Origin of the sequence: Amycolatopsis sp. cg5, from assembly GCF_041346955.1 — a bacterium.
Classification (GTDB): Bacteria; Actinomycetota; Actinomycetes; order Mycobacteriales; family Pseudonocardiaceae; genus Amycolatopsis.
In genome coordinates, this window is record NZ_CP166849.1 from 1,471,583 (window position 1) to 1,482,626 (window position 11,044).

Below are 11,044 nucleotides of genomic sequence, written 5' to 3' on the forward strand. Positions count from 1 at the left end.
CTTGCCTGTCAGACAAGGGTTTTACGTCAAGAAGGCACCTCACGAAAAAGCCCGCCGGTGCGAATGTTTCGCACCGGCGGGCTCGAGTCACCGCGCCTGGATCAGGTTCCGGCGGCGAAGTGGATCACGTTGCTGATCGAGTTCGCCGGGATCTGCCTGGTGGTGTACCGGTAGGCGCTCCAGTTGTACTCCTCGATCGTCACGGTCGAGCCGTTCACCGCGGAGATGTACGCGACGTGCCCGGCCGACGATGCCCCGCTGACGCCGGGCTCGAACTGCGCGATGGCGCCTGCCCTCGGGGTGTGGTCGACCGGGTAGCCGAGCCGGATCGCGTTGTCGTTCCACTCGTAGGCATTGCCCCAGTGACCGGAGATCCCGTTGCGCCACATGTTGTTGTGGAAGTAGCCGTTGACCTGCTCCATCCGCCACGCGACGAAGGAGGTGCACTGCCGGATGTACATCGCCCACCGGTCGGCCAGGTTGACGTCGCCATTCTTGTACGGGTAGTCGTCGCCGGCCGGGCGCCGCCCGGTGGCCGGGCACTCGGGCTCGACCGGGCCGGAGACGCCGGTGTAGACGAACGCGTCCGCCACCCAGGAGCCGTTGGACAGCTTGTCCCAGAGCGTCGACGAGCCCCACTTCCCGCTCACCGGTTCGGACTTGGTGGTGCAGACGATGGTGACCCAGCTGCCGCTGTTCGCGCTGCCGGTGACGCCGTACTGCGTGCCGGGGCCGCCACGCAGGTTGACGGCGGTGCCGCCGGGCGCGTCGATCTTCGCGTTCGTCGCGGCCTGTGCCGGCGTCGCGGCGAGCAGGCCGGCGGCGAGCAGGCCGGTCAGCGCGGTGACGATGGTCTTGAAACGCATGGGTTATCTCCCGTTCCAGTGCGAGGTCTTCTTCACGGCGCCAGCCCAGTTCTGGGAGATGTGCACGTGGTCGTTGTGCTTGCAGGTCTTGCCGGAGTTGCCGCAGTTGCCGATCTCGTCGTAGTCCTGCCAGCCGAGATTCGGCTGGCTGGAGAGCCAGACCTTGTCGTTCCAGATGACGGTCTGGACGCCGTAGCTGCCGGCGTTGGCGCGCATGAAGTTCGCGAGGTTCCAGCCGACCTGGTACTCGGACGGCTTGTCCGCGTCCATCCAGAAGTCGAGCGCGCGGCCTTCGCCGTGCTCGCCCGGCTTGTTTTCGTAAATACCGGCGAAATGCGCGTCGCCGCCGCGGACGTTGTAGGCCGGGTTGGCCTTGAGCTCGTTGTAGAGCAGCCGGGTGCCGGGCTGGTCGACGTGCAGGTTCAGCTCGGACGGGTCCCAGTGCAGCGCCGACCCACCGCAGTCGGGGCCGACCGCGCCCGACTGTCCGGTGTAGACATACGCGTCCGAGACGAAGCCCTCGAGGTGGATGTAGTCCCACACGTCGGTGGTGCCGTACGGGCCGGTGACGCTCTGGCCGCGCACCGTGCACGCGATGGCCACCCGCTGGCCGCCGGTGACGGTGCCCTTCGGCGGGTACCCGGTGCCGGGCCCGGTCCGGTAGTTGACCGTGTAGCCGTTGAGCACGCTGACCGTGTGCGCGGAGGCCGGGGTGATCCCCAGCCCGACGGTCAGCGCCGCCGCGGCCACGAGCACGGTGACCGTCCTCAGTGGTTTCAGACGCACTTTCTTCCCCTCTCGCGTCGGTGTGGTGCTCACCGTCGGGGGTCGAAATGACCGAAATCTTGTGGGAACCTTGCGGCGTGCTAGCGCTGCGCCTGCTCGGTCCGGTCGAGGCCGTGATCGACGGCGGACCGGCCGACCTCGGGCATCCCCGGCAGCGGTGCGTGCTCGCCGTGCTGCTCGCGAGCGCGAACACGCTGGTCACGGTGGACGCGCTGATCGACAGGGTGTGGGGCCAGGAGCCGCCCGCGTCGGTCCGCAACACGCTCTACGCGCACATCGCGCGTCTGCGCCGCGCGCTCGCGGGCACCGACGAGATCCGCATCGGCAAGCGCTCCGGCGGCTATCTCGCCGAGGTCGACCCCGGCGCGGTCGACGTATTGCGCTTTCGCAAGCTCGTCGCCTCGGCACGTGGTCTCGACGACGACGAAGCGTCGAAGGTGCTTTCCGAAGCCCTTTCGCTGTGGCGCGGCACGCCGCTCGCGGACGTCGCCGGGTCATGGGTGGCCGAAACCCGGCAGGCGCTCGACACCGAGTGGTCGGCGGCGGTGCTCGACCGCAACGCCGCCGAACTGCGCCTCGGCAGGCACGCCGAAGTGCTGGCCGACGTCCGCGCGCTGCTGGTCACCCGCCCGCTCGACGAGCGGCTGGCCGCGCAGCTGATGCTCGCCGCGTACCGCACCGGCTCGCCCGCCGACGCGCTGGAGTGCTTCCACGACATCCGCCTGCGGCTCGCCGAGGAACTGGGCGTCGATCCCAGCCCTGAGCTGCGGGAACTGCACAGCAAGATCCTCCGCAACGACCCCGCGCTCGACGTGCCGTCGCCCGCGGTGGCTGCCGTCCGGGTACCCGCCGAGCTGCCGCCGGACGTCGCCGACTTCACCGATCGCCAGGCCGAGGTCGACCGGCTGTGCGAGCTGCTCGCGCCTGGTCAGGCGCCGGTCGCGGTCAACGGGCCGGGCGGGGTCGGCAAGTCCGCGCTGGCGGTCCATGTCGCGCACCGGCTGGCCGACCGGTTTCCCGACGGCCAGCTCTACGTCGACCTGCAGGGCGCGACCGCCGGGCTCGAACCGCTCGCGCCCGCCGAGGTGCTCGACCGCTGGCTGCACACGCTCGGCGGCGACCCGACGCGCGTGCCGCTCGGCGTCGGCGAGGCGGCGACGCGGTTCCGGTCGCTCGTCGCCGGACGCAGGCTGCTGATCGTGCTGGACAACGCAGCGACGGCCGCGCAGGTCAAACCGCTGCTGCCGGCGGGCTGCGCGGTGCTCATCACCAGCCGGGTGGTGCTCGCGACGCTCGCCGGGGTGACACATCTCGACCTCGACGTGCTGAGTCAGGACGGCGCGGTCGCGCTGCTCGGACGGCTGGCGGGCGCGGACCGGATCGCGGCCGACCCGGAGCGGGCCGCCGCCGTCGCGCGGCTGTGCGGGTACCTGCCGCTGGCGGTGCGGATCGCGGGCGCGAGGCTCGCGGCGCGGCGCACCTGGACGATGTCGATGCTGGCGGAGCGGCTGGTCGACCAGCACCGCAGGCTCGACGAGCTCCAGGTCGCGGATTTGGCGGTACGGGCCAGTTTCACCGTCGGCTACCAGGATCTGCGTGCCGACGCGGCGCGGCTGTTCCGGCTGCTGGGACTGCTCGACGGCCCTGACGTGAGCGTGCGCGTCGCGGCGGCGCTGGCCGACTGTTCGCCGCTCGACGCCGAGTCCGTGCTGGATCGCTTGTGTGACGCGCAGTTGCTCGCGTCGCCGGTGCCGGGCCGATACCGGATGCACGACTTGATCCGGCTTTACGCGCGAGAGCTGGACGACGGTGAGCGGGACGCCGCGCTGGCACGGGCTTTTCGTTGCCATTTGGCGGATGCGAGGCAATCGAGCCTGCTGTTGCACCCGTCGAGCACGCGCCGTCTGCCCGGTTGCCCCGGCCTGGTGTCCACTGTGGACACCAAGGAGCAGGCGATCGACTGGGTCGACACCGAACGTGCCAACCTGGTCGCGGCGGTGTCGCAGCTCAGCGCCGGGCCGGACGCGAAGCTCGCGGTGCACCTGACGGCTGCGCTGTTCCGGCCGTTCGACATCCGCGGGCACTGGCAGGAGCTCAGTGTCACCCACGACGTCGCGATGGCGACCGCGCGGCGCATCGGCGACCGGGCGGGCGAAGCGCAGACCAAGGAAGACCTCGGCTACGTTCACGGCCACAGTGGACGGTTCGACGAGGCTATTTCCCTTACCCGTGAAGCGATCGCGATCTGGCGCGAGATCGGTGACGAGACGGGCGAGGCGAGCTGCCTCGACATTCTCGGGCACAGTTACGCGCAGCTGGAACGGTTCGACGAGGCCGTCGAATGCCTACTGGGCGCGTTGGAGATCAGCCGATCGTCGGGCCATCGGCGTGGTGAGGCCAGGGTGCTCAACACACTCGGCCTGGTGTACCAGCGGCTGGGAAAGCTGGCCGAAGCCATCGAGCGTCACACGGAAAGCCTTGAGCTGGACCGGGAACTGGGCAACCGCTACGGCGAAGGGGTCGCGTTCGCGAACCTCGGCTGGGCGCATTCGCGGGGCGGGCGTTACGAAGAGGCCATCGAATACCACAATCGGAGCCTGGACATCGCGCGCGCCGTCGGCGACCGCTACGTCGAAGCCGAGCAGTTGTGGGGACTCGGCCAGGCGCAACACGCGCTGGGCTCCGCTTCGGCGACCACGCACTGGCATGAGGCGATCGCCATCCTGCGCGACATCGGCGCGCTGACCACGGCCGAAGCCGCCGCCCTCATCGAGGAAAAGGTCCCGGCCACCCCCGAAGTCATTCGCCGATTCACGTAAGGGGTCGTGAGTGGTACGGCCGGTTCTAACCGGTCATACCACTCACGACTCCTTTCGGCGGGTTGACGGTCGGCCGGGCTTCGCGCTTTGCTGGAATGGTCCAAACCAGCTTCCCGCCGTCGCTGGTGGTACCCGCGGTGAAGGGCGGCCCATGACGGCTCGGACGGCGTTGCCGGTCATATTCACGCTGGTGGCAGGGTTTCTCACCGGCGGCGTCGCCGAAGCCGGGCCGCCACCGCCGGGCGGGGCGGGCAGTCACGCCGTCACCCTGCTGACCGGCGACAAGGTCATCGTCACCGACGTTCCCGGTGGACGGCACAGCGTCAGCGTCGAACCGGGTCCTGGCCGCAAGGACCAGGTGTTCTTCAAGCAGGCCAAGGGAGATCGGCTGGTCGTCATTCCCGGCGACGTCGCGAAGCAGGTCGGTTCCGGCAGGCTGGACCGCGCGCTGTTCGACGTCACCGGCCTGATCGAGCAGGGTTACGACGACGCGAAACGCAAGGACCTGCCCGTCATCATCGACGGCGACGGTCTGGCCGGCGCGTCCACCGTGCGGTCCTTGCCCAGCATCCACGCGGTCGCGGCGACGTTGCCCAAGGGCGGTGCCTGGGCCGCGGCCGGGCACCGCGTCCGGCTCGACCGGAAGGTCAAGGTCGACCTCGATCAGAGCGTCCCGCAGATCGGGGCGCCGCAAGCCTGGCAGGCCGGGTACACCGGAAAGGGCGTCAAGGTCGCGGTGCTCGACACCGGCTACGACCATGCCCACCCCGACCTCAAGAACGTTGTGGTGGAAGAGAAAGACTTCACCGGTGAGGGCGTCCAAGACGGCAACGGCCACGGTACGCACGTCGCGTCGACCGTCGCCGGGTCCGGTGCGGCTTCGGGCGGCCGCTACCAGGGCGCCGCTCCGGACGCGCGGCTGCTGATCGGGAAGGCGCTCGACAACGAGGGCTCCGGCAGTTTCTCGACGATCATCGAGGCCATGCAGTGGGCGGCGGACGCGGGCGCCAAGGTGATCAGCATGAGCCTCGGCTCGGACACGCCCAGCGACGGCACGGATCCGCTGTCCGAGGCGGTCGACGCGATCAGCCGCGACAAGGGCGCGTTGTTCGTCGTCGCGGCGGGAAACGAAGGCCGTGACAAGTCGATCGGCTCACCGGCGGCCGCCACCGCCGCGCTGACCGTCGGCAGTGTGTCCAAACAGGACGTTCAAAGCGACTTCTCCAGCCGTGGCCCCAGGATCGGCGACTTCGCGGTCAAGCCGGATGTCACCGGGCCCGGCGAGGCGATCGTGGCCGCGCGTGCCAAGGGCACCGAAGCGGGCGACCACGACCCGGTCGGCGACTTCTACGCCAGGCTGTCCGGCACCTCGATGGCCACCCCGCACGTCGCGGGCGCGGCGGCGATACTCGCGCAGGAACATCCACAATGGACAGGTGAGCAGCTGAAGAACGCGTTGACCTCCTCGGCGAAGGTCAACACCGGCTCCGTCTACGCGCAGGGCGCCGGCCGCGTCGATGTCGCCCGCGCGTCGCGGCAAACGGTCACGGCCAGCGCGAGCGTCGGGTTCGGGCTGGTCACCTGGCCGCACGAGCAGAGCAAGCCGCAGGTCAAGGACGTCACCTACACCAACGACGGCGACCAGCCCGTCGAGCTGGCGCTCACGCTGACCTCCGACGCGCCGGCCGGTGTGCTTTCCGTCGTGCGGAACACGCTCGTGGTTCCCGCGCACGGCAGCGCGAAAGCGCAGGTCAGCAGCCAGCCTCAGGCGCTGGGCGCGGCCGTGGGCTCGTTCGGCGGCAGGCTGACCGCCACCGGTGGCGGCGTCGTGCTGCAGACGGCCGTCGGCATCTCCGGTGAGCGCGAGAGCTACGACCTGACCATCAAGCTGGTCGACCGCAAGGGAAACCCGCAGAGCGACGACATCAGCTCGAGCCTCGCCATCATGGGCGACGTGCTCGATCCCGACGAAGGCGGCTACCTCTACCCGGTCGGCGGTCAGGTGACCGTTCGCGTGCCGAAGGGCCGTTACAGCCTCTCTTCGCTGGTCTCCACGCCCGGCGCGGACGGCGGCATCGCCGACGTCACGCTGGTCGGCGCGCCGGGACTGACCGTCGCCAAGAACCAGACGCTGGTGCTGGACGCCCGGCCCGGCAAGAAGGTCCAGGTGAAGGTGCCCCGCAAGAGCGCGGTGAACCTGTTCCGCGACTTCGGCGCGATCGTCGGCGGCAGTGGTGGCACGGTGAACAACACGGTGTACGTCGAACCCGACTCGGTGGCGCTCTACGCCGTCCCGGCGACCGGCGGCACCGCGGACACGTTCGTCACCGCGTACACCGCCCAGGTCACCGACCCGCTCGACAAGGACCTGGTCACGCACGCGCCGATGTACAACCTGAACTACGGCTGGCCCGGTGAGGTGCCCGCGCGGATCGACTTCACCGTGCGGGAGAAGGACATGGCCCGCGTGCACGCGAAGTTCGGCTCCAAGAACGGGAAACCGGACCTCGTCGTGCGCGCGCTGAACGGGTATCTGCCGATCCAGACGTTCACCGCGGTCGCCACCACCCGGGTGCGCCTGCCGGGGGAGCGGGTCGAGTTCTACACCGCGGGCGACGTCTTCTGGATCAACCAGCTTTATCGCGAACCCGGCGAGACCGGCGGCAACCCGCCGTCCCCGTTCGGCGCGGTCTGGGCGACGGTGACCAAGTATCGCCCTGGCTCGTACGAGGAGCCGTGGAACTTCGGGGTCGAAGGTCCCGGTCTGCCCGGCGCCGCGGACGGCAAGGGTGTCGCGGGCGACCCGATCTGGGGCGGCCGGTGGGGTGACACGCTGAGCCTGCGCGCGCCGCTGTTCGCCGACAGCGGGCCGTACCAGCACACCTGGCAGGATCCGCAGCACGTCAAGGGCGGCTGGTCGGTCTACCGCGACGGGAAACTGATCGGTTCCACCACGCAGTACACCAGCGCCTCGGCCGACGTGCCGCCGGAAGCGGCGACGTACCGGTTCGCCGGGTTCGCCGACCGGGCCGCGCCGTGGTCGGAGACGTCCACGCACGTGGAAGCCGCGTGGACCTTCCGGTCGGCGCACGTGGCCGGGGAGGATCCCGGGCGGCTGCCGCTGATCGCGGTCAAGGCCAAGCCGTCGCTCGATCCGTTCAACCGGGTGACGGCCACCCCGATGACCGTGCTCCCGTTGCGCGTCGAACGGCAGCAGGGCGCGCCCGCGCGGCCGCTGAAGTCGGTGAAGGCCGAGGTCTCCTTCGACGACGGCAAGACCTGGGCGGCCGCGCCGGTCATGGGGCTCTGCGCGTTCGTCACGAACCCCGCGAACGCGAAAGGGTTCGTGTCGCTGCGGATCAGCGCCTCGGACACGGCGGGCAGCGCGTTCGAGTCGACGGTCATCCGCGCCTACCGGTTCGCCTGATCCCGACGTCCGGCGGTAGACGCGGCACCGGGTCGGGCGTAGGACTGGAGCCATGGCGCAGCAGAGGTCCAGACGAGCTTTCCTGTCCGCGTCGGCAGCGGTGTCGGCGGTCGCGCTCACCGGGATTCCGGCGGGCGCCGAGGAACTCGGCGACCGGGGACCCGGCAAGCCGATCGGGCCGCAGCGGCCGGACGCCGAATTGCGTGCGATCCTGCGCGAGATCGACGAGCGCCGCGTCGAGGCGACCGTGCGCAGGCTCGTCGCGTTCGGCACCCGGCACACCCTGTCCTCGCAGACCGACCCGAATCGGGGCATCGGCGCGGCCCGCGACTGGATCTTCGCGGAGCTGAAGAAGGTCGCGGCGACGTCCGGCGGCCGGATGACGGTGGAACTCCAGTCGTACGTGCAGCCGCCGGCGCCGCCGCGTATCCCGGTCGCCACGACGATCACCAACGTCGTGGCGACGCTCAAGGGATCGGTTGCGCCTCAACGGGTTTACGTCGTCTCCGGGCATTACGACTCACGCTGCAGCGATGTCATGGACGCGACCAGTGACGCGCCGGGCGCCGACGACGACGCGTCCGGCGTCGCCGTCTCGATGGAGCTGGCGCGGGTGCTCGCCAAGCGCGATCCCGCCGCGACGATCGTGTTCGCCGCCGTCGCGGGGGAGGAGCAGGGGCTGTACGGCGCGCGGTACCTGGCGCAGCGGTTCAAGGCGGCGGGCGCGGACGTGCAGGCGATGTTCACCAACGACATCGTCGGGTCCAGCCGCGCCGACGACGGCACGCGTGACCCGCGCACGATCCGGCTGTTCGCCGAAGGGGTGCCGACTGCGGAAACCCCTGAGCAGGCCACTCTCCGGCGCTCGATCGGCGGGGAGAACGATTCGGTTTCCCGGCAGCTGGCCCGGTTCACGCGCTCGGTCGCGGTGAACGACGCGACCGGCATGGACGTCCGCGTGATCTACCGGCGTGACCGGTATCTGCGCGGCGGCGACCACATCCCGTTCCTCGAACTCGGCTATCCGGCCGCGCGGTTCACAGAGCCGAACGAGGACTTCGCGCACCAGCACCAGAACGTGCGGGTGGAGAACGGGAAACAGTTCGGTGACCTGCCGGAGTTCTGCGATTTTCCGTACATCGCACGGGTCGCGCGCGTCAACGCCGCGACGCTGTGGTCGCTCGCGACCGCGCCGGGCACTCCGAAGGGTGCCGGTGTCCGCACCGCCGACCTGACGAACGACACCGATCTTCTGTGGGACGCCGACCCCGCCGCGGCAGGCTACGAGGTCGTCTGGCGGGAGACGATCGCGCCGGACTGGACGCACGCGATCGAGGTCGGAGCCGTGACCTCGGCGAAGATCGATCTGTCCAAGGACAACGTGTTCTTCGGAGTGCGTGCCGTCGGCCGGGACGGCAAACGCGGCCCGGTCGCGTTCCCGGCGCCGAAGTGAGCCACTCCCGGCTAGATTGAGGGCATGACGGTTCACCCGCTGCCCTTCGCTTCGTACGTCGACGCCATCGAGGCCGAGACCGCCCTGATCGCCGAGGCGGTCGACGGCGCCGACCTCGGTGCGACGGTGCCGTCCTGCCCCGACTGGACGCTGGCGCACCTGACCGAACACGTCGGCATGGTGCAACGCTGGTTCACCAAGCTGCTCGCCGAGGACACCCAGGAACGCCCGGCGAGCCGCGAGGTCGAGACCGGCCTCCCGCTCGCTCCCGGTCAGCACCCCGGCTGGCTGCTCGCCGGCGCCGCGAAGGCACGCGCCGTGCTCGACGAGCTCGACCCCAACCGTCCGATGTGGACGTGGGGAGCCGACGGCCGCGCCCAGTTCTGGGCCCGCCGCATGCTGTTCGAGACCCTGGTGCACCGCTGGGACGCCGAGCTGACCGTCGGCAAGAAGTCCATAGTGGACACCACGCTGGCCGCAGACGGCGTCGACGAGTACCTGGTCAACATGCCGCATTCGTGGATCTTCGCGCCGAAGACGGCCAATCTGCGCGGTAAGGGCGAGGTCATCGCGTTCCACAGCACCGACACCGGCGAGGAGTGGCACGTCCAGTTGCGCGAGGACTCGTTCGGCCTGATCGCGGGCGGCCTGCCGGACATGACGGTCAAGGGCACCGCCGTCGACCTGCTGCTGTTCCTGGTCCGCCGCACGACGGACCTGCCCTACGTCGGCTCGCGCGAACTCTACGAACTGTGGACGGCCAACTCGGACTTCTAGGCCTCCAAGGGCTTCAAGGCCGGGATAAAGCGGGCTTTACTCCGCGATGTTTAGCGGGCTTTATCCCCGGGAGTAAAGCCCGCTTTATCGCGGCGCTTTGGCCGCGTTGCGCAGGATCGCCTCGATGATCACCGGCCAGGTCTGCTGGGGCAGGTCGTGGCCCATGTCGGGCATGAGCAGCCACTCCGCGCCGGGGATCGCGGCGGCGGTCGCCCGCCCGCCGCTCGGATCGATCAGCGGGTCGGCCTCGCCGTGGATCACCAGCGTCGGCACCCGGACGCCGCGCAGCCCCTCGGTGCGGTCCGGCGCGGTCGCCATCGCCGCCAGCTGCCGGTCGCGGCCCGCCGGGCAGTACGACCGGTCGTAGCTCGCCGCGACGAGCGCGCGCACGGCGTCCTCCTCGCCGCAGAAGCCAGGTGATCCGACCACTTTCCAGATCTGCAGGCCCTGCTCGATCACCTCGTCGCGGTTCTTCGGCGGTGGCTGCTTGAACGCGCGCAGCGCGGTCTTGGTCGAGCGCCCGACCAGCGGGTCACCGGTGGTCGAGATCATCGAGCAGAGCGTGCGCACCCGTTCGGGGTAATGAATCGCCAGTTCCTGCGAGATCATCGCGCCCATCGAAGCGCCCACCACATGAGCTTTGTCAATGCCCAGTGCGTCCATTAGGCCGATTGTGTCGCCTGCCATGTCAAGTAAGCTGTAGCGCCGCCCATCGCATTTCGTGGACAGGCCCGCGTCCCGATTGTCGTAACGCACCACGGAGTAACCGGCCTCGACCAGCGGAAAACAGAAAACGTCGGAGCATTCGAGCAGTTGCGCGCCGAGACCGACGGTCAGAACAATGGCCGGATCGCGAGGATCGCCCAGTGTTTCGTATTCGATCTGGATTCCGTTGGCCTCGGCGCGCGACATGCTG

The 11,044-nt window shown here is 69.7% G+C and carries 7 protein-coding genes; 4 read left to right on the forward strand and 3 right to left on the reverse strand.

Translation table 11 applies throughout. The features are described 5' to 3' along the window. Positions 1–101: 101 nt before the first annotated feature. Together AB5J62_RS07080 and AB5J62_RS07085 are read right to left on the reverse strand one after the other, a co-directional pair. Positions 102–866, reverse strand: coding sequence for a CHAP domain-containing protein (locus tag AB5J62_RS07080; RefSeq protein WP_370947308.1), 765 nt, complete (start codon positions 864–866; stop codon positions 102–104). Positions 867–869: 3 nt separating this feature from the next. Continuing rightward, a complete protein-coding gene (locus AB5J62_RS07085) occupies positions 870–1,652 on the reverse strand; it encodes a hypothetical protein (RefSeq protein WP_370947309.1) in 783 nt (260 codons plus the stop codon). Positions 1,653–1,699: 47 nt separating this feature from the next. On the opposite strand from AB5J62_RS07085, the gene AB5J62_RS07090 reads away from it, so the two are divergent. The 4 genes from AB5J62_RS07090 (at position 1,700) to AB5J62_RS07105 (ending at position 10,128) form a co-directional block, all read left to right on the forward strand. Next, entirely contained in the window at positions 1,700–4,471 is a 2,772-nt protein-coding gene (locus tag AB5J62_RS07090) for a BTAD domain-containing putative transcriptional regulator (RefSeq protein WP_370947310.1), read from the forward strand. A 151-nt stretch (positions 4,472–4,622) separates the two neighbouring features. Continuing rightward, positions 4,623–7,898: a S8 family serine peptidase gene (locus tag AB5J62_RS07095; RefSeq protein WP_370947311.1), complete on the forward strand. Its 3,276-nt coding sequence runs from the start codon at positions 4,623–4,625 to the stop codon at positions 7,896–7,898. Positions 7,899–7,950: 52 nt separating this feature from the next. Continuing rightward, a complete protein-coding gene (locus AB5J62_RS07100) occupies positions 7,951–9,351 on the forward strand; it encodes a M20/M25/M40 family metallo-hydrolase (protein ID WP_370947312.1) in 1,401 nt (466 codons plus the stop codon). A gap of 24 nt (positions 9,352–9,375) precedes the next feature. Beyond that, entirely contained in the window at positions 9,376–10,128 is a 753-nt protein-coding gene (locus AB5J62_RS07105; protein ID WP_370947313.1) for a maleylpyruvate isomerase family mycothiol-dependent enzyme, read from the forward strand. Positions 10,129–10,212: 84 nt separating this feature from the next. Here AB5J62_RS07105 and AB5J62_RS07110 read toward each other — a convergent pair whose 3' ends face one another. Continuing rightward, complete coding sequence (locus tag AB5J62_RS07110; RefSeq protein WP_370947314.1) at positions 10,213–11,040, reverse strand: alpha/beta fold hydrolase; 828 nt, start codon at positions 11,038–11,040, stop codon at positions 10,213–10,215. Between the last annotated feature and the right edge of the window lie 4 nt (positions 11,041–11,044).

Coding starts and splice junctions, on each gene's coding strand:
- AB5J62_RS07080 (WP_370947308.1), bottom strand. CDS start 866: ATGCGTTTCAAGACCATCGTCACCGCGCTGACCGGCCTGCTCGCCGCC.
- AB5J62_RS07090 (WP_370947310.1), top strand. CDS start 1,700: ATGACCGAAATCTTGTGGGAACCTTGCGGCGTGCTAGCGCTGCGCCTG.
- AB5J62_RS07095 (WP_370947311.1), top strand. CDS start 4,623: ATGACGGCTCGGACGGCGTTGCCGGTCATATTCACGCTGGTGGCAGGG.
- AB5J62_RS07100 (WP_370947312.1), top strand. CDS start 7,951: ATGGCGCAGCAGAGGTCCAGACGAGCTTTCCTGTCCGCGTCGGCAGCG.
- AB5J62_RS07105 (WP_370947313.1), top strand. CDS start 9,376: ATGACGGTTCACCCGCTGCCCTTCGCTTCGTACGTCGACGCCATCGAG.
- AB5J62_RS07110 (WP_370947314.1), bottom strand. CDS start 11,040: ATGTCGCGCGCCGAGGCCAACGGAATCCAGATCGAATACGAAACACTG.